Origin of the sequence: Nocardia wallacei (genome assembly GCF_029869545.1) — a bacterium.
Lineage (GTDB): Bacteria > Actinomycetota > Actinomycetes > Mycobacteriales > Mycobacteriaceae > Nocardia > Nocardia wallacei_A.
Genome location: NZ_JARWQD010000150.1, coordinates 21,217 through 43,466, shown reverse-complemented (window position 1 = coordinate 43,466; position 22,250 = coordinate 21,217). Strand labels below are relative to the sequence as shown.

Annotated in this window: 22 protein-coding genes; 11 read left to right on the top strand and 11 right to left on the bottom strand. The window is 67.0% G+C overall.

The features are described 5' to 3' along the window. From QH290_RS12390 to QH290_RS12380, 3 genes are all read left to right on the top strand, one after another. A partial coding sequence (locus QH290_RS12390) for a DMT family transporter (protein ID WP_280382907.1) occupies window positions 1-346 on the top strand: 346 nt, incomplete at its 5' end. After that, entirely contained in the window at window positions 343-849 is a 507-nt protein-coding gene (locus tag QH290_RS12385) for a DMT family transporter (RefSeq protein ID WP_280266742.1), read from the top strand. The genes QH290_RS12390 and QH290_RS12385, both read left to right, overlap by 4 nt. A gap of 33 nt (window positions 850-882) precedes the next feature. Then, on the top strand, window positions 883-1,560 hold the full coding sequence (locus QH290_RS12380; protein WP_280382906.1) for an aquaporin: 678 nt from the start codon (window positions 883-885) through the stop codon (window positions 1,558-1,560). Between the two features lie 55 nt (window positions 1,561-1,615). On the opposite strand, the gene QH290_RS12375 is transcribed toward QH290_RS12380, so the two are convergent. From QH290_RS12375 to QH290_RS12365, 3 genes are all read right to left on the bottom strand, one after another. Then, entirely contained in the window at window positions 1,616-2,224 is a 609-nt protein-coding gene (locus QH290_RS12375; RefSeq protein WP_280266740.1) for a DUF4352 domain-containing protein, read from the bottom strand. A 160-nt stretch (window positions 2,225-2,384) separates the two neighbouring features. Beyond that, window positions 2,385-3,212, bottom strand: a complete 828-nt coding sequence (locus QH290_RS12370) for an inositol monophosphatase family protein (protein WP_280382905.1) — start codon at window positions 3,210-3,212, stop codon at window positions 2,385-2,387. A gap of 172 nt (window positions 3,213-3,384) precedes the next feature. Further along, a complete protein-coding gene (locus QH290_RS12365) occupies window positions 3,385-4,533 on the bottom strand; it encodes a hypothetical protein (protein WP_280266738.1) in 1,149 nt (382 codons plus the stop codon). A 193-nt stretch (window positions 4,534-4,726) separates the two neighbouring features. Between QH290_RS12365 and QH290_RS12360 the strand changes: the two genes are divergently transcribed. Further along, window positions 4,727-5,194 (top strand): restriction system modified-DNA reader domain-containing protein, encoded by a 468-nt coding sequence (locus QH290_RS12360; protein ID WP_280266737.1) that lies wholly within the window; start codon window positions 4,727-4,729, stop codon window positions 5,192-5,194. A gap of 625 nt (window positions 5,195-5,819) precedes the next feature. On the opposite strand, the gene QH290_RS12355 is transcribed toward QH290_RS12360, so the two are convergent. After that, window positions 5,820-6,350: an excalibur calcium-binding domain-containing protein gene (locus QH290_RS12355; RefSeq protein ID WP_280382904.1), complete on the bottom strand. Its 531-nt coding sequence runs from the start codon at window positions 6,348-6,350 to the stop codon at window positions 5,820-5,822. Between the two features lie 145 nt (window positions 6,351-6,495). On the opposite strand from QH290_RS12355, the gene QH290_RS12350 reads away from it, so the two are divergent. Then, entirely contained in the window at window positions 6,496-7,068 is a 573-nt protein-coding gene (locus tag QH290_RS12350; RefSeq protein ID WP_280382903.1) for a hypothetical protein, read from the top strand. Here QH290_RS12350 and QH290_RS12345 read toward each other — a convergent pair. The 3 genes from QH290_RS12345 to QH290_RS12335 form a co-directional block, all read right to left on the bottom strand. Then, on the bottom strand, window positions 7,022-7,462 hold the full coding sequence (locus QH290_RS12345) for a hypothetical protein (protein WP_280266802.1): 441 nt from the start codon (window positions 7,460-7,462) through the stop codon (window positions 7,022-7,024). The genes QH290_RS12350 and QH290_RS12345 overlap by 47 nt on opposite strands. Window positions 7,463-7,638: 176 nt before the next feature. After that, a complete protein-coding gene (locus tag QH290_RS12340) occupies window positions 7,639-7,800 on the bottom strand; it encodes a hypothetical protein (protein WP_280266801.1) in 162 nt (53 codons plus the stop codon). Window positions 7,801-8,143: 343 nt separating this feature from the next. Beyond that, on the bottom strand, window positions 8,144-9,139 hold the full coding sequence (locus QH290_RS12335; RefSeq protein ID WP_280266800.1) for an acyl-ACP desaturase: 996 nt from the start codon (window positions 9,137-9,139) through the stop codon (window positions 8,144-8,146). A gap of 340 nt (window positions 9,140-9,479) precedes the next feature. On the opposite strand from QH290_RS12335, the gene QH290_RS12330 reads away from it, so the two are divergent. The 3 genes from QH290_RS12330 to QH290_RS12320 all read left to right on the top strand — a co-directional run bounded on the left by QH290_RS12330 (window position 9,480) and on the right by QH290_RS12320 (window position 13,537). Next, window positions 9,480-10,721: a KasA/KasB family beta-ketoacyl-ACP synthase gene (locus QH290_RS12330; RefSeq protein WP_280382902.1), complete on the top strand. Its 1,242-nt coding sequence runs from the start codon at window positions 9,480-9,482 to the stop codon at window positions 10,719-10,721. 107 nt (window positions 10,722-10,828) lie between these two features. Then, window positions 10,829-12,694 (top strand): long-chain-fatty-acid--AMP ligase FadD32, encoded by a 1,866-nt coding sequence (gene fadD32, locus QH290_RS12325; protein WP_280266806.1) that lies wholly within the window; start codon window positions 10,829-10,831, stop codon window positions 12,692-12,694. A 120-nt stretch (window positions 12,695-12,814) separates the two neighbouring features. Beyond that, entirely contained in the window at window positions 12,815-13,537 is a 723-nt protein-coding gene (locus QH290_RS12320) for a hypothetical protein (protein ID WP_280382901.1), read from the top strand. Between the two features lie 3 nt (window positions 13,538-13,540). On the opposite strand, the gene QH290_RS12315 is transcribed toward QH290_RS12320, so the two are convergent. The 3 genes from QH290_RS12315 to QH290_RS12305 all read right to left on the bottom strand — a co-directional run bounded on the left by QH290_RS12315 (window position 13,541) and on the right by QH290_RS12305 (window position 16,089). After that, on the bottom strand, window positions 13,541-14,287 hold the full coding sequence (locus QH290_RS12315) for an SDR family NAD(P)-dependent oxidoreductase (RefSeq protein WP_280382900.1): 747 nt from the start codon (window positions 14,285-14,287) through the stop codon (window positions 13,541-13,543). Between the two features lie 45 nt (window positions 14,288-14,332). Continuing rightward, window positions 14,333-15,499: a thiolase family protein gene (locus QH290_RS12310; RefSeq protein WP_280382899.1), complete on the bottom strand. Its 1,167-nt coding sequence runs from the start codon at window positions 15,497-15,499 to the stop codon at window positions 14,333-14,335. A gap of 92 nt (window positions 15,500-15,591) precedes the next feature. Beyond that, window positions 15,592-16,089 carry a hypothetical protein gene (locus QH290_RS12305; protein WP_280266796.1) on the bottom strand — a complete coding sequence of 166 codons (498 nt, stop codon included), beginning with the start codon at window positions 16,087-16,089 and terminating at the stop codon, window positions 15,592-15,594. A gap of 364 nt (window positions 16,090-16,453) precedes the next feature. Here QH290_RS12305 and QH290_RS12300 point away from each other — a divergent pair, with 364 nt between their 5' ends. The 3 genes from QH290_RS12300 (at window position 16,454) to QH290_RS12290 (ending at window position 21,558) form a co-directional block, all read left to right on the top strand. Beyond that, window positions 16,454-17,953 (top strand): hypothetical protein, encoded by a 1,500-nt coding sequence (locus QH290_RS12300; protein WP_280266795.1) that lies wholly within the window; start codon window positions 16,454-16,456, stop codon window positions 17,951-17,953. A 25-nt stretch (window positions 17,954-17,978) separates the two neighbouring features. Next, window positions 17,979-18,818, top strand: a complete 840-nt coding sequence (locus QH290_RS12295) for a DUF72 domain-containing protein (RefSeq protein ID WP_280382898.1) — start codon at window positions 17,979-17,981, stop codon at window positions 18,816-18,818. Between the two features lie 214 nt (window positions 18,819-19,032). Then, window positions 19,033-21,558 carry an MFS transporter gene (locus QH290_RS12290; RefSeq protein ID WP_280382897.1) on the top strand — a complete coding sequence of 842 codons (2,526 nt, stop codon included), beginning with the start codon at window positions 19,033-19,035 and terminating at the stop codon, window positions 21,556-21,558. A 20-nt stretch (window positions 21,559-21,578) separates the two neighbouring features. Here the strand turns inward: QH290_RS12290 and lipB are convergent, their stop codons facing one another. Then, entirely contained in the window at window positions 21,579-22,214 is a 636-nt protein-coding gene (lipB, locus tag QH290_RS12285; protein WP_280382896.1) for a lipoyl(octanoyl) transferase LipB, read from the bottom strand. Window positions 22,215-22,250 lie beyond the last annotated feature (36 nt).

Here is a 22,250-nt window from a genome sequence, read left to right as displayed (position 1 = left end):
CTCGTATGCCGTTGCGCTGACCGGCTTTTCGATCTTCTTGGCACTGTCCTCCAAGACGCCGTGGCCCTCGCTCGACGATGTCCGTGCCATGCCGTGGTGGGCGCCGTTCGGCGGGCTGATCGGCGGCGCGGCCGTGCTCGGCATGATCGCCGTCGCCCGCTACGTCGGCGTCGCGACGTTCAGCGCGCTCGTGATCGTGGGGGAGATGGTGGTCGCGCTGATCATGGACCACTTCGGGCTCATGGGATTCGAGCAGCGCAGCGCCACGGCGCCCCGCTTCGTCGCGTGCGGTCTCATCACCGTCGCGATCTATCTGATGTCCGACACCCGGAAGGCCCGGTCATGACCGCGACAACGATCGAATCTCCGCGCGCGCCCCTGTCGCGCAACGCCCTGGGCCTCGTCGTCGTGTTCATCCTCGTCGGCGGCGCGTTGCGGTCGGTGGAGGCCGGATGCCAGAACTCGCTGAAGCTCTCGCTGAAGAACGTGTGGCTGTGCGGCGTGATCTCCTACGCGATGGCCTTCACCGGATTCCTGGTCTTCATGCTGGTGGCGCGCCTGGTCACCAAGCAGTGGCCGTGGCCGACGCGGGCCGATGTCCGGGCCATGCCGCGCTGGGCGCCGTTCGGCGGATTGCTCGGCGGCGCAGCGATTCTCGCGATGATCTCGGTGGCCTCCGATGTCGGGGTGAGCACCTTCAACGCCCTGATCATCGCCGGGCAGATGTTCGCGGCTCTGGCCATCGACCACTACGGTGTGATGGGCTTCCCGCGCCAGCCGGTGACCGGTCGTCGGCTCGCCGCCTGCGCGATGATCATCGTGGGCATCTATCTGATGGCGAGCTACTGACCCGTGGTGTCGCCCGCTGTCGCTTCTCCCGCAGTGAAAGTCGGCGTCGGCCGCCGGATGCTGGCGGAGTTCGTCGGCACCGCCGGGCTGGTGACCGCCATCGTCGGTTCCGGAATCGCGGCGCAGCGACTGTCCCCCGACCCCGGCCTGCGCCTGCTCGCGAACTCGGCGGCGACGGCCCTCGGGTTGTCGGTGCTGATCGTCGTGTTCGGCCCGATCTCGGGCGCACACCTCAATCCCGTTGTGTCGGTGGTCGATTGGCTCCGCGGCCGCTGGACCGGCACCGGACTCTCGTCGGTCGAGCTGGTGGGATACCTGAACGCCCAGTTCATCGGTGGCGCGCTCGGCGCCATGGTGGCCAACCTGATGTTCGATCTGCCGCTCCTCCAGCGAGCATCCGAAAACCGTTCGGCCACAGGTCTGTTGGTGGGCGAGGCGGTGGCAACGGCCGGTCTCGTCGTAGTGGTCTCCACCGCGCTCCCCGGTCGCCGATTCGGCCCCACCGCGGCCGCAGTAGCCGCCTACATCGCCGCAGCCCAATGGTTCACCAGCTCCACCGCCTTCGCCAACCCCGCCGTCACCATCGGCCGCACCCTCTCCGACACCTACACCGGCATAGCCGCAGGTTCGGTCCCCGCCTTCATAATGGCGCAATTCATCGGGGCAACAATAGGACTCGCGCTGACCACAGCCTTCGGCCGAGCCGGGTAGCAGGTCGTCCACCGCAGCGCGCACCTACTGGAAATGCGCGCTCGACTGTTGATCGCTATGGGATGGCGACGCGGACACCGCCGGAGAACGCCGAATCATGGAACTCCACGGCCGCAGGGACTGTTCCCTTGGGCACGTCGAAGGCGAGGACGACCGAGATTTTGTTGCCCGGATTTATTTCGGTAGCGACGTCTTTGTTCAGATTCAACTCGGCCATGGTGTCGTTCGTGTAGAGACGCCCTTGGTTGTCCACCAGTTTCTGGTTTTCGCCGAAGTATGTCTGGGGCGTGTCGACCGTATTGGTGACATCGACGTGCACGAGGACGTACTCGCCCTGGGCGCTCTTCTTCAGGAACTCGTTGTCGCCGACGGAATCGACCGGCGATTCGACACCGGTGACGAAGAAGCCGAACTTGCCATCACGAACCTCCTGGCCAGCGGGCTGCACGCTGGTACGGGCAGCTTGTTGATCGGCGACTTCATCAGCCGCGCCCATGATCAGGATGCTGCAGCCGCCGAACAGAAGTACGAAGAAGGCGAAGATCCCGCCCAGAATCCATGGCCATTTGCGCTTCTTCGGTGCGGGAGTCTGTGTCGGATACGGCCCGTACGATTGGGGCCCGTACGATGCGGGTGGGACGTTTTGAGGTGGAATGTTCGACATCGAAACCACCCTTCCTGTTCGTGTCGATCCGTCGAGTGGAGTTGTCCCGCACTGCCACTCCCCGAATAGGCGACGCGAGTACTCAGTAGATCGACCATCCTGCTCTCGAGGGTTACTGCGAGATTGCCTATCGGGCCAGGTTGTGACTTCTGGGACCGATTCAGGTGACGTGTGTCCGGTTTCCCTGTGACATTGGGCCCTTGCAGGAATCGATCAGCGTCAGCAATTCGCCTGACAATGCCGGGGCGATCGCCACCGTGCTGGTGGAGTGGAAGGCGTGGGGTTCGCCGGTGAGGTCGACCGCCGCCGCTCCGCTTTCGCGGGCTATGGCGACTCCGGCGGCGGTGTCCCAGGGTTTGTTGGACAGGCTGATGCATGCGTCGGTGCGGCCGTCGGCCACCCAGACGAGGTCCAGGGCTGCCGAGCCGAACATGCGCACGCGCTCGACATTTGCGGCCAATGTGGCCGTAATGGCCAGGCGCCGTTCGTTGTTCGCTTCGGCGCCGGTCGTGTAGTCGCCGATCGAAACTATTGCCGTGCTCAGCTTTTCGTTCGTGCTGGCATGGATGGGCCGGTCGTTGCGGAAGGCTCCGCCACCCGCGGTGGCGTAGTACTCGAGATCGAGAAACGGCGCGGCGATGACGCCGATCACCGGAACACCGTCGTGCAGCAGAGCCAGCGAGACGGCGCACAACGGCAGCCCGTGAATGAAGTTCGAGGTGCCGTCGATGGGATCCAGGGTCCACACCCGCCCGGCCGTGGGATCGGCAGGTTGATCCTCCGACTCCTCACCCAGAAAGTCCCACCCAGGCGTCTCCCGTTCCAGAAATTGCCGAACGTGGTCTTCGATCCGCCGATCGAGATCGGTGACGAAATCACGATCCGACTTCACATGCACGCCCCCGCGCTCGGCCGTCGCAAGCAACCGACCGCCCTGAGCAACCCCAGCCCGCGCGATCGCGAGGAGGTCGCCGAGGTTGTTCGTCATCCGTACCTCCTCTGCACTCGACCGGCTCCGAAGATCTCGGCCAACGTATCGGAGACGTGGATAGACCATATTGCGGGCCTACCCGGAACCGATCTCTTGGACTGGAAGCCACACCGATCTCAGATCGCGGGCGGACCGGGAGCAACGCTACTCAGCCACAACGACCGCGACTTCACGCGGTCCATTGCACGTAGTCGGAAACGTGGTCGATCGGATCACCGACGGTGTCGGCCAATTGGTCATGGATCACGAGCGCGTCGTCCGGTGTGAGGGGAACGAGCGTATTCCGCAGCTTGATCCCGTAGTTCGAGTTGTCGCCGAAGGTCTCGAGCTTTGGGATGAGTGTCGACAGTTCAGCTCCGGCACCGATCGGTGCGAGGTTCTCGATGGTTAGCGGACAACCGCAGATGAACTTGCGCCCGGCAATCAGGACCGGCTCGTGGTAATCCCGGACTGGACCGGAGACCGTGGCTGTACCGATGACCCGAGTTGTATCTTGGTGCGGGTTTCCCCAGCAGCCACGTGTCGTCACCATGAACAAGGTGTCGCCGATGTCCAACTTCTTGCTCTTGGACTGTCCCGCCGCGGTGAACGCGAACCTGTCGTTCTCGAGCACCCACCGCAGCGCCAGCCCGTCGGAGAGCACCAGCAGGTAAGGTCTCCCGCCGATCGGCTGCTCCTCGCTGTGGAGTGCTTGGAGAATCGCGGTGGCCAGGCGGTGCAGCCAGATGATCGTCGTCTCGACTTCTACCGCGGAGATCGGAGATCGCGCGATCGGCGTACTCGGATCACGATCGGCACCATGTGCAATTCGGTTGCGGCGGTCAGTGATTGATAGCAGCCTCTCGCGCACGTCTTGCGTCTTCACGTGCTGATCCGGAGGCATGCCGAAGTTGAACTGTTCAGCGACGGCCGCCCAGAGGGGCGTATCGGTGACCAGTGCGAAGCCTTCCTTGATTCGATCGGGATGCTGAAAAGACCTCCAGCCGAGGGCAGCCCGCAGTTGGGCCTCGAACGCCTCGGCGAGCGGTGCCGAATGATGATGGACGCGATCGAGCAGCTCGACGGGAATGTCAAACTCCTTGAGCTTGCGTGGTTTCGTCGCCGAGGGCTTCTGCACCAACGCCACGGCTCGCTGGTAGACCTCCTCATGAACCCAGTGATCGAGCGCAGAGACAGCCTGTACCCACGCCGAGCGATATAGGTCGGTGATGTCGAACGAACCGACCGCTAGCCTTTCCAGCAGCTGACCGCCCTCGATCAGTCGTTTTGCGAAGCCGAGATTCTGCTCGAAGTCTTGGAACGCGCTAGTAGTGACCATGTACTCCCCAGTTCAAGTCGCCGTAGCACAAGCTCAGGTCGGGTGTCTCGTCAGCGGGCATTCTTGACCTGAACCACGTATTCGGTGGTTCTGACGCACTTCGATGCCTGGCGTCAGGTGTTTGACTCCATCCCACAGCTAACGATAGCCTCTACACCACAAGACTGCAAGTGAAAGTGGAAGGATTGGACGGGTGAGGCACACGATCGTGGTTGACGACGAAGTGTTCGACGTTCTTGTGCGACACCGCCGAGGCTTCGAACAACCGAACGACGTCCTGCGGCGGCTGTTGATCGCAGGCGAAACCGAGCTGATTGGGATGGATGGCGATTCCACAGTGGATGCTGTAGCCGGAGACGCCGTTCCCGGTGATTCGTTCGTGCACGGAACGGATTCGTCGCGCGTCGGCCGTTTGGCACAGCTGATCGATGCTGGCCTTGTGGCGGCTGGAGACGAACTTCGTCACGACCGTATTCGCAAGGGACAGACGCTAAAAGCAGTCGTCACTGCGAACGGATATGTACAGACCAGCAAAGGTGTTTATGAGGCGCCGTCCCCAGCATTGCGTGAGCTTGTGGGTAGCCAGATCGATGGGTGGAGGAACTGGGTCCACGTCAGTACAGGTAAGTCACTGCGTGAACTGCGGGACTCTTTGCGCTGACTTGATACTATTGAGACGGGGCGAATAGGTGCGACCTATGAAGATCGACTTCGTCCGGCTTGCTACCTCTGTCACGCTCCCGCACTCGTAGCCCGCGGCGGACCCGTCCTGGGTGCTGGCCTGACACATGGCTGTTGTCCGATGCGAGAACAGAACCGCGTCTGGTCCAAGGTCAGACGACCCGCGTCGTCTTCAACCATCAAGTGCCCAAGCGCATCTCGCACGGGTTGATCATTCGAACCGTGCGGGATATCGCACCGGTCAGACGGTATCGTGGATCGGGGTTGGCCCGTTGGATGCCGTGCCGCGAAGTGCGGTCGCCAAGCTGCCGGGGTGGAGCATTCAGCGGGCGAATGATCGACGATCATCGTCGACAGATTGGACGATGTGCTGCTGGAAGACGGCTAGCGTTCGATGGCCTTAGGTGCTCCATTCTGCTGGTCGAAGTTTCCAAATGGTGAGCAGGCTTATTGTGCTTGGGCAGCCTGTGCACTTTCTGTGCTGTCGGTTAACGACATGGCCTCTCTGTGGAAACGGTGAATTAGGTCGTGTGCTGGAATCGGGCACCCTCGGGCGGACTGTGGGTGTTTCGTGCACGATGGCTTCAATTTGGACGTGCGACGACCTACTTCTCGCAGGCTACGCCGTCGTTGTCGCCGTCCAGTTCTGCTCGGTAGCCTGGCTGGCCCTTGCGGAGGGGGGTTGCGCCTGCGGCCTTGGCTTCCTTGCAGGACTTGTAGTGGACGTTCGGGGCTGAGGAGGGGGCGGGGGGTTTGGGGGTGGGGGATTTGGTGACGGGGGGAGCGGGCGGTGCCGGGGGTGGTGCGGGTGCAGGGGAAGGGGCTGGGGTGGGAGAGGGGGGAGGAGGTGGTGGGCCTTCGGCGGCGGCGTTGGTGGGGAGGGGCTCGTCGGGGAGTGGAGGTGCGACCGTCGTGGGTTCCGGGGCGGGGGTGGAGATGGTGGTGGTTGCGTCCCCGGCGGGGAGGGCCCGGGGGGAGACGGTGTTGGTGCAGGAGGTCAGGAGGGCTGTCCCGATGACGGCTATGGCCAGGGCGGCTCGGGGCGAGGGCAACGGGAAGTCCTGTCGGGGTTGTGGTTTCAAGCTTCGAGTTGTGCCGTGGGGGGTGGGGCTCGGTGGAGAAGGGAACGGACGCACCCAGGAGTTGTTACAGCGCCGTTGGGAGTCGTGCAACAGCAAGGGCCGCCGCCGGGGCCGCGGAGAGGTCCGGTGACGGATTCGAGCCGAGTGCCGATCGGGCGGCGTTTCGTGGCACACTCGACGCGCTGAGAAGGAGGCTGTAGTGGTGGGGCGTAGCGAAGTTCGGCTTGCGGTTCGGCTGCGAGAGGACTTCGCGGACGATCCGTCGGAGGACGGGTTCGTGCTGCAGGTGGCCGACGAGCTGCCGGACGTGTGTACCGTGCACGCGCTGCCCGCGGTCGAGCGGCGTCAGCGCGACATCCAGTTCCGTCGAACGGATTCCGGGTGGGTGCAGGAGACCGCGCGCAGGCAGGTGGGGTGGATGCTGCGGGGAATCACCGGGGCGGCGGCGCCGAAGGTGGTGCTGGAAGGCGAGTGGCCGATCTGCAGGCGGTGCGTGCGCAACTCCGAGCGGTTCCGGGCGCTCGGCAACCTGATCCTGATGGCGGGGGTCGGCCTGCTGTTCCTGTTGTTCGTGTCGATCCAGCTGGGATATCGGCTGACCGGGCTGGTGATCGCGATCTTCCCCGGGTGGTTCCCGTTCGCGACGGTGGTGGCGATGCTGGCGTACATCCGGTCCAAGACGGTGATCTACTTCGAGCCGATCGGTAATGCGACGGACGTCTTGGTCAGTGCGCATCCGGACTTCGTCGCGGCGGTCCGGGCGCGCGACTGACCATCGCGGTACCCGGCGGTGCGATGTGCTCGTCCACCTCCGAGCATCCGTAGCAGTAGTTGTGCGTGATCGCGTCCACCTCCTGCCACTGCGCGGGTTCCGACATCCGGATCCGTTCGCGCGACACCGACACCTTGGTGATGCCGCCGCATTCGTGGAACAGGACGAGGTCGATGGCGTGCGGATGGTCGAGGTCTCGGAGGACCTGCTGGAGGTCGAGGAACAGGGAGTCGTCCTTGGAGGCGTAGAACTTGCGCTCGAAGCGACTGGACAGCGGGAGGCTCGGGGTGCCGTCGAGCAGGGTGCCGACATGGAGGTCGGTGTGCTTGTCGACGAACCACCGCGGCAGGGACACGTAGGCGTCCTCGGAGATGATGACGGTGCGGAACCCCATGGGGGAACGATAATTTGGGGAACGGCTCGGTGCGAGGACATTTCGCGACCGAGGTTCGGAAACCCTTGCTGTGGCCGGTGGTGGAGCGGGGCGGGCGGACCGCCGGAGGGCTGGAACCCGGTGGCGCGTAGCCTGTCCGGGAACCGAGCCTGCAGCGACGAGAGCGCGCCGCCGGGTCAGTGGTTGTCGAACTTGACCCGGTCGAGTACCTCGCGGACCTTCAGCTGGCGCTGGGGGTCGGCGACGCGGAACTCGAAGTGCACAGTGTCCTTGGGTGCGCCGATCAGAGCCACGGAATCACCGGCCGTGGCATGAGTAGCGCGGGGTAAAGCAGTCATGTGTCAAGTGTGCACCGAACGGCTATTTCCTGGCAATGTGTTCTACGGCGCTATTTCGTGCCGAGACCATTTCGAAATGCTCGGAGGGGCAGTCGCTTACGCCGGTACGCCGGTCCCACTGGCCCGGACAGCCGTCCGCGCCAGCTAACTCGAGCGTGTAATTCACCGCCGCCGCATCGCCGCGGAAGTGCGCCCCCGAGCAGGAAAAACGGGCCTCGAGCGGCGGAAATTCCACCGGCGCGGGCGAACCGGACGATGGTTCAGCGAACCTCGTGCGGGTCTCGGCGGATCGAGAACGGAGGCGTCGAGTCCGGTTGTGGGCGCACGCGATTGATGCCCGGCCTCACGCCTCGGTTCCCACCAGCTCCCGCTTCCGCGCCTCCCGCGCCAGCGCCCGGTCGCGCTGTTCCTCGAACCGCACGCAGTCGCCCCGCAGCTTCTCCAGGAACTCCCCGAGCTCGTTGCGGATCCGGTCGCCGCGGGCGGTGAAGTCGTTGCGTTCGAACACATTCCACTTCCGCAACACCGGCATCACCACTTCCTCCAGATGCTGGCGCAGATCGTAGATGCCGTGCTTGGCCATCAGCACGCCGTTGCGCCGCCAGTCGGGCATGCCGGCGCCGGGCATCTGGAAGTGCTGCACGATCCCGCTGATCGCCTCGAGCGCCTGATCCGGCACCAGATCCAGGGCGGCGCCGCACATGTTGCGGTAGAAGATCATGTGCAGGTTCTCGTCGAGCGCGATCCGCTGCAGCATGCGGTCGGCGACGGGATCGTTGCACACGCGGCCGGTATTGCGGTGCGAGACGCGGGTGGCCAGCTCCTGGAACGTCACATAGGCGACCGAGTGCAGGAATCCGGTGTCGGCCAGGTGTTCGGCGGTGCCGCCCGCCTCGCGGACCAGTTTCATCGCGTTGTAGCCGTTGGTCATGTGCACCATCCGGGCGTTCTCCAGCGCCACCGGGTCCACGCTGCGGGTCACCACGAGATAGTCGCGCATGACGATCCCGTGCCGGTTCTCCTCCGCGGTCCAGCGGCCCACCCAGGTGCCCCAGGCGCCGTCCTGCGAGAAGTTCTCGGCGATTTCCCGGTGGTACGAGGGCAGATTGTCCTCGGTGAGCAGATTGGTGATCATCGCCGCCCGCGCGACCTCGCTCAGCCGCGACTGCCCGGGCTCCCAGTCCAGCCCGCCCATGGCCGCGAAATTGCGGCCGTCGTCCCAGGGCACGTAGTCGTGCGGGTGCCAGGTCTTGGCCATCGACAAATGTCGATCGACGTTCTGCTCGGCCACCGGCTCGAGCTCGAGCAGCAGTTCGAGCTGGGTCAGGTTCCTGGCCACGATGATGCCCTTCCTTCGGCGTGGATCGGCGGGTGAGACGCTGCGCAGAGAAACCGGTACAGTTCAGTAGCGACCGGATTGCTGCGTGTCATGCGGCCGATCCGGTCGGGTTCGCCTCGATAATCTAGACCCGCCTCGGCCGGGCACTCGAGGCAGGAGGGCGCGTCGCATTAAAGAGGAACGAACTCCTGCTGAGAGATGTACGGTGGCTCGGCCGGTGGGGCGGAACCGGTTGATGTACAGGCCGTTCCGCACCGTGCTGACATTTCCGCTGGTATTCGCCACAGCGTTGCTCCACCGCGTTGCCCACGACCGCAGTGCCACCGAAAGTGAGCCGAGAATGACGAGTTCCAGTCGCAGGTATCCCGACGTCGTCGTCACCAGCCTCGCCGCCACCACCTCGATCGCCGGCGATGTCGATTCGACGTGGAAGGGGCTGCTCAACGGGGAGAGCGGGATCGACGTCCTCGAGGACGACTTCATCGACCAGTTCGAACTGCCGGTGCGCATCGGCGGGCATCTGAAGGTCAAGCCCGGCGAGAGCCTCGGCCGCGACGAGGCGCGCCGGCTGTCCTACGTCGAGCAGATGGCGCTGGTGCTGGGGCGTGAGGTGTGGCGCAATGCCGGGAGCCCGGAGGTCGACAAGGAGCGGCTCGGCGTGTCGATCGGCACCGGGCTCGGCGGCGCGGAAATCCTCATCGACTTCACGAAGAAGATGAACAACGCCGGCTACCGCCGCGTGTCGCCGCTGGCCATGCAGATGATCATGCCGAACGGGGCCGCCGCGGTCGTCGGCGTGGAACTGGGTGCGCAGGCGGGTGTTTCGACGCCGGTTTCGGCGTGTTCGTCGGGATCGGAGGCGATCGCCAACGCCTGGAAGATGATCGTGATGGGCGATGCCGACATGGTCGTGACAGGCGGCGTCGAGGGATCCATCCAGGCGGTGCCGATCGCCGCGTTCACCATGATGCGCGCGATGAGCACCCGCAACGACGATCCCAAGCGCGCCTCGCGCCCGTTCGACGTCGATCGGGACGGGTTCGTCTTCGGCGAGGCGGGCGCGATGATGGTGATCGAGACCGAGGAACACGCCAAGGCGCGCGGCGCCACCATCCACGCCCGGCTGATGGGCGCGGGCGTGACCTCCGACGCGTTCCACCTCGTGGCCCCGGACCTGGAGGGCAAGGGCGCGGCGCGGGCCATGGCGCGCGCCATCGAGACCGGAGGGTTGTCGAAAACCGATGTGACACATGTGAATGCGCACGCCACCGCCACCCCGATCGGCGATACCGCCGAGGCGAAGGCGATCAATGCGGCGGTGGGCAATCACGCCTCGGTCTACGCCCCGAAATCCGCGCTGGGGCACTCGATCGGCGCGGTCGGGGCGCTGGAATCGGTGCTCACGGTGCTGTCCATCCGCGACGGCGTCGTGCCGCCGACACTCAACCTGGACAAGCTCGATCCGGAGGTGGACCTCGACGTCGTCAGCGGTCAGGCCCGGTCGGGCCGCATCGACTACGCGGTGAAGAACTCCTTCGGCTTCGGCGGACACAACGTGTCGCTGGCTTTCGGACGATACTGAGCTACCGTGGCCGAGGCGCCTGCTAATCTTCGTGCTTCGGTGTCGATCTCTGTGTGTTCGGTGTCATGGCACGGCCTCTGGTTCGTGCGTGAAAAGGATAGGGAATGATCGGCGAGACCTTCGATGACTATCTGGACGAGCAAGGCAACATCAAGATCCTGGGTGATGCGACCCTGATCGATTTCGTCGACAAGCACAGCGCGGCGAACGGGGACGAGCTCGCCTACCGCTATATCGACTACTCGCGCGAGCGCGACGGTGAGTATCACGAACTCACCTGGCGCCAGTTCGGTGTTCGGTTGCGTGCGGTGGCGGCGCGGTTGCAGCAGGTGACGCGGCCGCGCGACCGGGTGGCGATCCTGGCACCCCAGGGACTGGACTACGTGGTGGGCATGTTCGCCGCCGTGTACGCGGGCAATATCGCTGTGCCGCTGTTCGATCCGGACGAGCCCGGGCACACCGACCGCCTGCACGCGGTGCTCGGGGACTGTCAGCCCACGGCGATCCTCACGGCGAGTTCGGCGGCCGCCGGTGTGCGGGAGTTCTTCCGCGCGCTCCCGGCGGCGCAGCGGCCCCGGGTCATCGCCGTCGACGCGATCCCCGACAGTGTCGGCGCGGGCTGGAAAGAGCCCGACATCAATATCGACAGCGTCGCGTATCTGCAGTACACCTCCGGATCCACCCGCACGCCGGCGGGTGTGGAGATCACCCACCGCGCCGTCGGCACCAACCTGCTGCAGATGATCGACGCGCTCGGCATCGAGTGGGACACCCGCGGGGTGACCTGGCTGCCGCTGTTCCACGACATGGGGCTGCTGTGCGTGATCCTGCCCGCCATCGGCGGCAAGTTCATCACCATCATGTCGCCGAGCGCGTTCGTCCGTCGGCCGTACCGGTGGATCAAGGAACTGGCCGCGCACTCCGACGGTGCCGGAACCTACGCCGCCGCACCGAATTTCGCGTTCGAGCACGCGGCGGTGCGCGGCCGTCCGAAGGCGGGGGAGACCCTCGACCTGTCCAATGTGATCGGGCTGATCAACGGCAGCGAGCCGGTGTCGGTGACCTCGATGCAGAAGTTCAACGACGCGTTCACGCCCTACGGATTGCCCAAGACGGCGATCAAACCGTGCTACGGGATGGCCGAGGCGACGCTGTTCGTGTCCGCCACCCGGCGCGACGACGAGGCGAAGGTGGTCTACGTCGACCGCGGCGAGCTGAATGCCGGGCGCATGGTCGAGGTGGACGAGAACGCGGAGGGCGCCGTGGCCCAGGTGTCGTGCGGCTACGTGGCGCGCTCGCAGTGGGCGGTGATCGTGGATCCGGAGACCGGCGCGGAGCGCCCCGACGGCGAGGTCGGCGAGATCTGGCTGCACGGGGAGAATATGGGCATCGGGTACTGGGGGCGGCCGGAGGAGACCGACGCCACCTTCCACAACCGGCTCACCGCCCGCCAGTCCGACAGCCACGCGGAAGGCACTGCGCCGGAGGCGAAGTGGATGCGCACCGGTGATTTCGGGGTCTACTACGACAACGAGCTGTACATCACCGGGCGGGTGAAGGACCTGGTGATCGTCGACGGCCGCAACCACTATCCGCAGGATCTGGAGATGTCGGCGCAGGAGTCGTCGACGGCGTTGCGTCCCGGATTCGTCGCGGCATTCTCGGTGGGCGCCAACGAGGTAACGGAATCGGGGCTCGAAGGTGCTTCCGGCTCCGAGCATTTGGTGATCGTGGCCGAACGGGGCAGCGGCGCGGCGAAGATCGAGCCCGAGCCGATCGCCGAAACCGTGCGCGCGGCCATCGCGAAGCGGCACGGCGTGACAGTGCGCGATCTGCTGCTGGTGCCCGCCGGATCGATTCCGCGCACCTCCAGCGGGAAGATCGCTCGCCGGGCCTGCAAGGCGGCGTATCTGGAGGGGACGCTGCGCGGCGGTCGCCGCCAGCAGGCATTCCCGGACGCCATCGAGGAATAGGGGACTGGCGCGAGGGCGCCTTCGGTTGGCCGAAGGCGCCTCTTGCGGACTCGGTAAGCCGGTCGGGAGCTTCCCCGCGATGGGTGGACCGTTGGACGCTCGTCGGGCGTTGTGGGTAGCGTGCGTGCGCGCGAGGCCCTGGCCGAGGCACTGGGCGACGAGCTACCCGATCCCGACGGCGACGTGATCCAGGAACTGTTCGAGGTCTTCGGACCGGAGATCACGCTGTCGTGGTGGGAGCTCGACAACTGGATCCGGGCGGGCGTAGCCGTGCTGCAGCATCCGCAGGTGCGCGGAGCGCTCAACCAGGAGCAGCGCGACTACCTGATCGAGCAACTCGACGTCCTGCGTGATGTCGCCGACCGGTGGGACAAATGCCTCGCCTACCTGCTGGTGGTCCTGGACGACGAACCGCTGGTCGTCCTGCACCGCGAGTCGGCCACCGGCTACCGGATCCGCGTGACCGGCATCGGCGACAACTTCCAGCTGGACACGCTGCTCGCTGACGCGCTCATCGGCGCCGGTCACCTTCCCGGCGACGCGCCGTCGGCCGAGGCGGTGGCCGCCTGCGTGGACGCGGAGGGGATGGTGCCGTCCGAGGGATCGTTCCTGTTCCACGCCCTGGACGGCAGCCGCGTCTGGTACGAGGGCACACCGTCCGACATCCCCGTGACGGACGGCCACCGCGTCCTCGTCCTCGACCCGCGCCCGTTCCCCCACCACTTCCCGGCCGGGCGGTTCTTCCCGCACATGCCCGCAGAACTCACCGTAGAGAGCGTGCTGAGCGAGCAGGAGGCGGCCGACTGGTTCGCCCAGGCCAAGCCGCCGGGGAGCGCGGAGTAGCGCTCAGGCGCGCCAGAGTTGGGTGCCTGCGCGGGAGATCACGATGTTGGGGACTACCGCGCGGGCCGACAGGCGCGAAATGGCGAGGACCAGTTCGGCGATGTCGGCGGTGGGGAGCATGGCCGACGGGTCCAGTTCGCCGTGTTTCCAGGCGCTCATATCGGTGTCGACGTAGCCGGGGGACAGGGCGGTGGCGCTGACGCCGTGGGCCGATTCCTCGAGCGAGACGGTCTCGCACAGCGAGATCAACGCCGCCTTGGTGGCGCCGTAGGCGGCCAGACCCGGCTCGCCCACGACACCCGTAATCGAGGAGATCGCAACGATTTTCGCGCCGCGCTGGGGATCGGCGGCGGCGCTGGCGCGCAGCAGCGGCAGCGCCGCCTGGATGAGGGTGAGCGGAGCCCGGAAGTTGACATCGAGCATGCGCTCGCGGGCCTTGGGCGTCATCTCGGCGACCGGGCTCGCGGTGCCGGTTCCGGCGCTGAGCACCAGCAGGTCCATCCCGCCGCACCGATCGGCATGCGCGTCGACCAGCGCGGTGACCTGTTCCGGGTCGGTCATGTTCGCCGCCACCGGATGCACGTCCGCGCCGGTCTCGGCCCGCAGTCGCTGCGCGGTCTGCTCCAGGGTGTCGGCGGTGCGGGCGGCGATGGTCACCGCGAAGCCCTCACCCGCGAGTCTGCGGGCGATCTCGGCGCCTATCCCGCGCGAGCCCCCGGTGATCAGGGCGCTGCGTTTCGTGTCTGTCATGTGGTTCCGTTCGGAGGGCGCGGAGCAAGGTCCGGCGGTTGCGGCTCAGAGCCTTTCGAGGACGGTGGCGTTGGCGAGCCCGCCCGCCTCGCACATGGTCATCAGGCCGTAGCGTCCGCCGGACTGCTCCAGATGATTGACCAGGGTGGCGAGAATACGAGTGCCGGAGGCCCCCAGCGGATGGCCCAGGGCGATGGCGCCGCCGCGCGGGTTCAGCTTGGCCGGGTCGGCGCCGAGCTCGTGCGCCCACACCAGCGGCACCGGCGCGAAGGCCTCGTTCACCTCGTAGGCGTCGAGATCGTCGATCGACAAGCCGCCGCGCGCCAACACCTTTCGCGTCGCGGGGACCACGGCGGTGAGCATCAGCAGCGGATCGTCACCGGTCACCGCGAACGAATGGAACCGGGCCCGCGGCCGCAGCCCGAGCCGGTTCGCCTTCTCCTCGCTCATGATCAGCGCCGCGGAGGCGCCGTCGGTCAGCGGCGACGAATTGCCCGGCGTGATGGACCATTCGATCTCCGGAAAGCGGGCCTTGTACTCGTCGTCCGCGAAGGCGGGCCGCAGCCCGGCGAGCTTGTCGACCGTAGTGGCGGCGCGGATGGTCTCGTCGGCGGTCAGTTCCCCCGCTGCGACAAGCTCATTCGCGAATCCCCCGGCGGCGGCGGTCGCGGCGGCCTGCCCATGCGAGCGAGCGGCGAACTCGTCCAACGTGTTCCGATCCAGCTTCCAGCGGGCCGAGATGATCTCCGCCGCAATGCCTTGCTGCACAAGGCCGTCCGGATACCGGTGCGCGATCGGGCCTCGATTGGCGTCCGCGCCTTGGGCATTGGAGAACATCGGGACCCGGCTCATCGACTCCACACCGCAGGCGATCGCGATGTCATAGGCACCGGCGATCACGCCCTGGGCGGCGAAATGCGCTGCCTGCTGGCTGGATCCGCACTGCCGATCGACGGTGGTCGCGGGTACCGACTCCGGGAACCCCGCGGCCAGCACGGCGGTGCGGCCGATGTTGAACGCCTGCTCCCCGCTCTGGGTGACGCAGCCGGTGACCACGTCGTCGACCAGCGCCGGGTCCAGTTCGTTGCGCGATACCAGCTCGCCCAGCACCCCGGCCAGCAGCGTCGCCGGATGCACCTGCGACAGGCCACCACCGGCCTTGCCCTTGCCGGACGGGGTCCGGACCACGTCGACGACGACTGCCGAGGTCATAGCCACTCCGATCGGATCGGTAACTCGAATACCCAATTAAGTTAACACGGATTCTCGCCCGATCGAAGGGCAGGGGCCACGGCCACCTGCGATCACCGAGGTGGTGATGGACTGAAATTCGCACCGAACCCGTACAGGATCGGCAACACGACGGCGGCGATCGGGCTGTAGAGATTCAGCTCCTCGGGCAGCGCGCCCAGCGAGTAGACCCAGATGACATAGGCCCCGAGCCCGAACCCGATGGGGAGCCAGCGATTGCGATACAGCGCGGCCGGATACTGCTTCAGCAGTAGGGGAATCGTGCCCACGCCGAAGGCCGCGAAGATCACCAGCAGCCACACCGTGCGGGCCACGCTGTGCGGCGGGGTCATGCCGGTGATCGCCGCGGACGCCGCCAGATAGGGACCGCTGGTCTCCATCGGGAAGTACTTGAGCAGGCGCTCCCGATAGGAGTCGCCGCGCTGCGCCGACGTCGCCCCGGGTGTGCGGGCGAAGGGCTGCACGGCGCGGGCCCAGTGCTGTTGTTCCCCCGTCGCATCCGGTCGCCCGTCGCCGTACCGGCTCGTGACGATTCTCGAAACCAGTGACATGATCCCCCACACAATCTTTCGTCATGGCAGACGTTCCCGCACCGGCGGTCCGGGCCAGATGCCGTTCCGCGCCATACGATTCGACGCCGACACAGTACATCGCGCGAGACGATGTGGCGCGCCGGTCGCATCGGCGCCGTTCCGGGTGCACTGTCTATATCGCCCATATCGCGACCGGCGAAACCGCACGGCGCGCCCTCGATTCCCGGGGCGCGCGACCCGCCGGGCCGAGCGGCGCCCCGGGTGTCCTGCGCTGTCCGCACGGTCGGCGCATATCGGACCGCGATATGTGGCAGACTCGGCACGGCACGATGCGGCCGATCCACGACCGTGTGTGGAAGGTGACGCGGGAGTTGGGAATGCGATGGAGTTGACCACCATCGAGCAGCAGGTGGCCGACGACAGACGGACTGCCACTGCGGAGCGCTCGGCAGAGGCCGAACTGCGGCTGGCGGCCTCGCTGTGCGAGCTGTCCAGGGCCTTTCTGGCCACCAAGGAACAGGGTGGGGGGCGTGACCGCGCACCCGCGGCGCTGGAGCCCGCACAGGAGGCCGTGCTGATCCGGCTGCGCTGGCTGACCCAGGGGCATGTCAGCGCCCAGTTCGCCGGGCAGGTGCAGGAGGCGCTGCGGCTGTTCGAACAGGCCGCGCGCACCATCGGGCACCGCGAACTCGCCACCTCCACCATCCGGCAGGCATGCGACGCGTATCACCAGGTGGCGCAGCGCTATCCGATGGCCGCGGGGGTCTGCGCCGACGGGCTGTCCAAGTGCGGGGTGTGGCTGTGCAGGCTCGACCCCGATTCGGCCGTCGCCGCCAGTTCGGAGGCGGTGCGCATCCGCGCCGGGCTGTTCGCGACCGAACCCGACCAGGCCGGGCGCTATCTCGCCAGCCTGAACATGTTGCTGCGCACGCTGATGATCGGCCGCCCGCGCAAGCAGGCGCTGGCCATGTATCGCGAGCGCTACTCGGCCTGGACCACGCAGGCGATGACCACGCGGCTGCGCGAGACCCGCATCGACGACGTCGACTTCACCAGCAAGACCCGGGCCGCGCTGACGAAGCTGGAGTGCCAGACGCTCGAGCGCGCGGGCTATCTGACCCAGCAGCAGATCCTCTATCAGACCTCCGGCGACCTGACCACGATCGAGGAGATCAACTGGAAGCTGGGCCTGGTCGGGCTGAAGCCGCTGGCCGCCGGCGCGCTGGCGGACCCGCCGTCCAAGCCGGTGGAGATCGGCAGTGCGTTCGGCGCGCTGAGCGTGCGCTGCGCCGCCCCCGACGCGCTGGCCCAGGTGCGCGCGGCGGTGATCGCGGCCTACGAGGCCGACGGTGCCCGGCCGGTGGACAGCACGGCCTTCCAGGGCGTACACGAAACCCACTGGTACATGCCCGATCCCGAGCTGAACCGGTCCGCCCGCCTCGGTGACGACGTGGTGCTGATCGAACGCTCCGGCGGCAGCTGGATTTCGGTGATGTCGCGGCACTGGGAGCTGACCCCGGTCGGCAAACACCCCCTCGCGCTCAGCCTTTCGCGGCGCTGGCCGGTGGTCGCGGTCAACACCACCGAGAACATGTCCTACGAGTTGTGCTGGTACGTCGACGGCGCCGCGACCCAGTACGCCGCGCTGGGCCGCCCGGTCGGGCAGCCACCGCTCGAGACTCCCTTGGCGCCACTGGATTTCGCGGCGCTCGCCGACTACGGCGCCGACTACGCCTCCGAGACCCAGGTGCGCTCGGCCTTCGGCAATACGCCGATGTTCGCCAAGCTCACCCACCTGCCGTCGAGCGGGATCCGGCAGGCGGGGCAGACGCGGCCGCTGGTCGACTACGGCGATCAGGTGCTGTTCTTCCAGAAGGGCTGAATCCGGCTGCGGCAGAATGTCGGGCATGCGGCTTCACGTGGGATGTGCGCAGTGGACGCACGCGGCCTGGGCGGATCGGCAGCCGAATCCGCGCGAACGGCTGCGGTCCTATGCGGGCTGGTGCAATGCGGTGGAGGGCAACACCACCTTCTACGCCACGCCCGCGCCGCACACGGTGCGGTCCTGGGCCGCGCAGACCGACCCGAGCTTCCGATTCGTGGTGAAGCTGCCGAAAACCATTACCCACGAACGCCGGTTGGCGGGCGCCGAGCGCGAGCTGCGCGAATTCCTGTCCGCCATCGAACCTCTCGGCCCGCGCGCCCATGCGCTGTGGGTGCAGCTGCCGCCCTCGTTCGGGCCGGGCGACCTCGGCGCGCTGGCCGGATTGCTGCGCCAGCTGCCGGAGGGATACCGCTACGCCGTCGAGGTGCGCCACCCGGCGTTCTTCGACGACGACCGGGCCGCGGCGAACCTGGAACTTGTGCTCGCCCGCCCGGGCGCCGAGTGGATCCCGTTCGACACCGGCACCCTGTTCGCTGCTCGACCGACCAGTCCGGGTGAGCGCGAGGCCTGGACGAAGAAGCCGCGCCTGCCGCGCCGGACCCGCGCCCTCACCGAGTATCCGATCGTGCGGTATCACGGCCGCGACGACAGCGCCGCGACGGTCGCGGGCTGGCAACCGTGGCTCGACATCGTCGCCGAATGGTTGCGCGAGGGTCGTTCGCCGACCGTTTTCATCCATACGCCCGACAACGCCGAATCACTGGTACTGGCTCGTCGGTTCCACGACCAGGTGCGGGCGCGGCTGCCGGAGGTCGAGCCGCTCCCGCAACCGGCGCCGACCGAGCCGATGACGCTGTTCTGAAGGTAAACGGCTTGCAATACTCGATGGAAGCAGTTGTATAGTTGGCCCCGGCAACTAGTTGTGCGTGCTAAGCACGTCTGCTGGTGTGGGAGAAGGGGATCCCGTTGCCGTGCGCCGGATCTGCCTCCGGCCCCATCTCGATAGTTCTGCTCCACCGGCTCGACAGCAGTTTCGAACACTCATTGCTCACGGCGAACCGAATTAGGGCTTGAACATGACGACTTCGACCACGGGCGCGTCACTGTCGCACCGGCAGATTCTCACGATCCTGTCCGGCATGCTGCTGGGCATCTTCCTCGCCGCGCTGGACCAGAACATCGTGACCGTGGCGATCGTGCGGATCGCCAACAGCCTGCACGGCTTCGATCAGCAGGCATGGGCCACGACGGCTTACCTCATCACCGCCACGATCAGCACCCCGCTGTACGGCAAGCTGGCCGATATCTACGGCCGCAAGCCGTTCTACCTCCTCGCGATCGGGCTGTTCGTGATCGGGTCGGCCGCGTGCACATTCGCCACGTCGATGTATCAGCTGGCCGGGTTTCGCGCCTTCCAGGGGCTGGGCGCCGGTGGCCTGATGTCGTTGGCGTTCACCATCATCGGCGATATCGTGCCGCCGCGGCAGCAGGTGCGCTACCAGGGCTATTTCATGATGGTGTTCGGCACCTCGACGGTGCTCGGGCCGGTGCTCGGCGGATTCTTCTCCGATTACGACCACCTGTGGGGCCTGGAGGGCTGGCGCTGGGTGTTCCTGGTGAACGTGCCGATCGGCGTGGTCGCGCTGCTGGTGGTCGCGAAGGTGCTCAACGTGCCGCACGAGCGGCAGCGCCACCGCATCGACTGGCTGGGCACGATCGCGCTGGCGGTCTGCGTGGTGCCGCTGCTGATCGTCGCCGAACAGGGCCGCGGCTGGGGCTGGCAATCCGATCGCGCGCTGCTGTGCTACGGCCTCGGCGCGATCGGGCTGGTGCTGTTCGTCGTCATCGAGTTCCTGATGAAGGACGCCGCGCTGATCCCGCTGCGGCTGTTCCGGAGTTCGACGTTCTCGATCACGATCATCGGCGGGTTCATCGTGGGCATCGCGATGTTCGGGGCGATCTCGATGGTGCCGCTGTATCTGCAAGTGGTGCGCGAATATTCGCCGACCAAGTCCGGGCTGCTGATGCTGCCGCTGGTGCTGGGCATCATGATCGGCTCCTCGATCGCGGGCGCGGTCACCAAGGCCACCGGCCGCTACAAGATCCTGCCGGTCGTGGGGACGTTCGTCATCGCCGCGGGCTCGGCGCTGTTCGCGCAGGTGCGGTTCGACAGCCCGCTGTGGCAGCCGCTGGCCTACAGCGGGGTGATCGGCATCGGCCTCGGCGGATGTATGCAGACGCTGATCATCGCCGCGCAGGCGGCCGGGCCGCGGTCGGATATGGGGGTGTCCACGGCTTCGGCGACGTTCTTCCGGCAGATGGGTGGCACGCTGGGGGTCACGGTATTCCTGACGATCCTGTTCAACCTGCTGCCGAACAGGATTCTGGATGCGTTCGGCGGGCACCTACCGCCCGGGTTCGACGCCGGTGCGATGACCGAATTGCAGAGCAACACAGCGGGTATCGCCGCGCTGCCGCCGGAGGTGAAGGATCCGATCCTGATCGGCTTCACCGATTCGCTGAGCGGGGTGTTCTACGTCGGCGCGGCGGTGTCGCTGCTGGCCTGCGCGGTGCTGATGTTCATGAAAGAGATTCCGCTGCAGGACTCCTCGGAGGTGGTGGCCGAGCCGAGCGGGGACGACTCCTGGGACGAGGCGCTGCTGTGGGAGGGTTCCGCGCAGGCGCTGCCCGAGCCGGAGCCTGTGCTCGCCGGTGTGGGGAGCCACGCCCGGGCCGAGCAGCCCGCCAGGGTGCTCGAAACCGTGGGCGGCGCGGCACATTCGGCCGCGGCCGGGACGGCGGTGCTGCTGTCGGCGGAATACGGTGCGGGCGAATCGCATTCGCTGGACGGGCGTATACAGCGCGAGGACGGGCATCCCGTTGCCGACGCCGCCCTGACGCTGATCGACCAACGCGGGCACCAGGTTTCGCGGGCCACCGGCGGTCCCGACGGCGGCTACCGCATCGAGGCGCCCGACCCGGGGTCCTATGTGCTGATCGTGTCGGCCACCGGGTATCAGCCCGCGGCGGTGAACGTTACCGTCGGGGAATGGCCGCAGGCGCTGGACATCACGCTGCTCGGGACCGGCGAGGTGTCCGGCGTGGTGCGGGTGGGCGGACGCGGCGAGCCGCTGGCCGGTGTCACGGTGACGCTGACCGATGCGCACGGCGAGGTCGTCGGATCGGCGGTCACCGACGCCGAGGGCCGCTACGCCTGCCACGGGGTGGTGCCGGGCACCTACACGCTCGTCGCGGTGTCCGACCACATGCGCCCCGCCGCAACGACTTTGACCGTTCCCGACAGCGGCCTGCTGCGCCACGACATCGAACTCGGATCGACGGGCGTGCTGGCCGGTCTGGCGTGGGCCGACGGTCACGCGGTCCCCGACGCGCAGGTCCTGGTCCTCGACGAGCGCGGAAACCCGGTCGCCTCCGCCCGCACCGACGCCCACGGCCAGTACGTGGTCACCGACCTGCCCGAGGGCGAATACACGGTCGTGGCCCGCGGCTACCCGCCGTCGACCAGCCGCGTGGTCGTGGACGGCGGCGAACTGACCCACGACGTGCGCCTGGGCTACGAGGAGCCGACGGACCACCTCTGAGCCTCCACACGCGCCCGGCCTCAGGTGGCTTCGAAGGCCGACGCCACTACCGGCCGCACGGATTCCATTGCGGCCGAGCCGGTTTCGCGCTGGACCGAGGTCATGTCCACCTCGGGCAGGCCGCAGGCCACGGCCCAGTGCCAGGGCTCGAGGTCGCCGTCCACGTTGAGGGCGAAGCCGTGGCTGGTGATGCCGCGGCTCTGGCGCATGCCGATGGAGACGATCTTGCGGGCGGTGGCGGAAGTCCATACGCCGGTGAGCAATTCGGAGCCGGGCGGGGTGTCGCGGCGTTCGGCGGCGATCCCGAGCGTGGCGAGGGCCGCGACCAGACGATGCTCGACCTCACGGATGTAGTCGACGACGCCCTCGCCCGGCTGCAGGCGCACGATCAGATAGCCGACGAGCTGACCGGGGCCGTGATATGTGAGCTGGCCGCCCCGCGTGGTCTCGACGACCGGAATGTGGTGCGCGGGATCGGGCAGATGCTCGCGCGGCGTGCGGCGGCCGATGGTGTACACCTGCGGATGGCTGAGCAGCCACAGCGTGTCCGGGCGTTCCTCGCGGTGCCGCTGCTCGACCAGCTCGGCCATGCGCTCCATCGCCTTGTCGTACTCGACGAGCTCGTCCTGGATCAATGTCAGCGGCCTGGACCTCATGATCCGACAATACCCACGCCCGGTTACGCGGCCAGC

Excerpts from the sequence above, each read along its gene's own strand:
- QH290_RS12385 (WP_280266742.1), top strand. The coding sequence starts at position 343 with ATGACCGCGACAACGATCGAATCTCCGCGCGCGCCCCTGTCGCGCAAC.
- QH290_RS12375 (WP_280266740.1), bottom strand. The coding sequence starts at position 2,224 with ATGTCGAACATTCCACCTCAAAACGTCCCACCCGCATCGTACGGGCCC.
- QH290_RS12370 (WP_280382905.1), bottom strand. The coding sequence starts at position 3,212 with ATGACGAACAACCTCGGCGACCTCCTCGCGATCGCGCGGGCTGGGGTT.
- QH290_RS12365 (WP_280266738.1), bottom strand. The coding sequence starts at position 4,533 with ATGGTCACTACTAGCGCGTTCCAAGACTTCGAGCAGAATCTCGGCTTC.
- QH290_RS12345 (WP_280266802.1), bottom strand. The coding sequence starts at position 7,462 with ATGGGGTTCCGCACCGTCATCATCTCCGAGGACGCCTACGTGTCCCTG.
- QH290_RS12340 (WP_280266801.1), bottom strand. The coding sequence starts at position 7,800 with ATGACTGCTTTACCCCGCGCTACTCATGCCACGGCCGGTGATTCCGTG.
- QH290_RS12330 (WP_280382902.1), top strand. The coding sequence starts at position 9,480 with ATGACGAGTTCCAGTCGCAGGTATCCCGACGTCGTCGTCACCAGCCTC.
- QH290_RS12315 (WP_280382900.1), bottom strand. The coding sequence starts at position 14,287 with ATGACAGACACGAAACGCAGCGCCCTGATCACCGGGGGCTCGCGCGGG.
- QH290_RS12310 (WP_280382899.1), bottom strand. The coding sequence starts at position 15,499 with ATGACCTCGGCAGTCGTCGTCGACGTGGTCCGGACCCCGTCCGGCAAG.
- QH290_RS12305 (WP_280266796.1), bottom strand. The coding sequence starts at position 16,089 with ATGTCACTGGTTTCGAGAATCGTCACGAGCCGGTACGGCGACGGGCGA.
- QH290_RS12300 (WP_280266795.1), top strand. The coding sequence starts at position 16,454 with ATGGAGTTGACCACCATCGAGCAGCAGGTGGCCGACGACAGACGGACT.
- QH290_RS12295 (WP_280382898.1), top strand. The coding sequence starts at position 17,979 with ATGCGGCTTCACGTGGGATGTGCGCAGTGGACGCACGCGGCCTGGGCG.
- QH290_RS12290 (WP_280382897.1), top strand. The coding sequence starts at position 19,033 with ATGACGACTTCGACCACGGGCGCGTCACTGTCGCACCGGCAGATTCTC.
- lipB (WP_280382896.1), bottom strand. The coding sequence starts at position 22,214 with ATGAGGTCCAGGCCGCTGACATTGATCCAGGACGAGCTCGTCGAGTAC.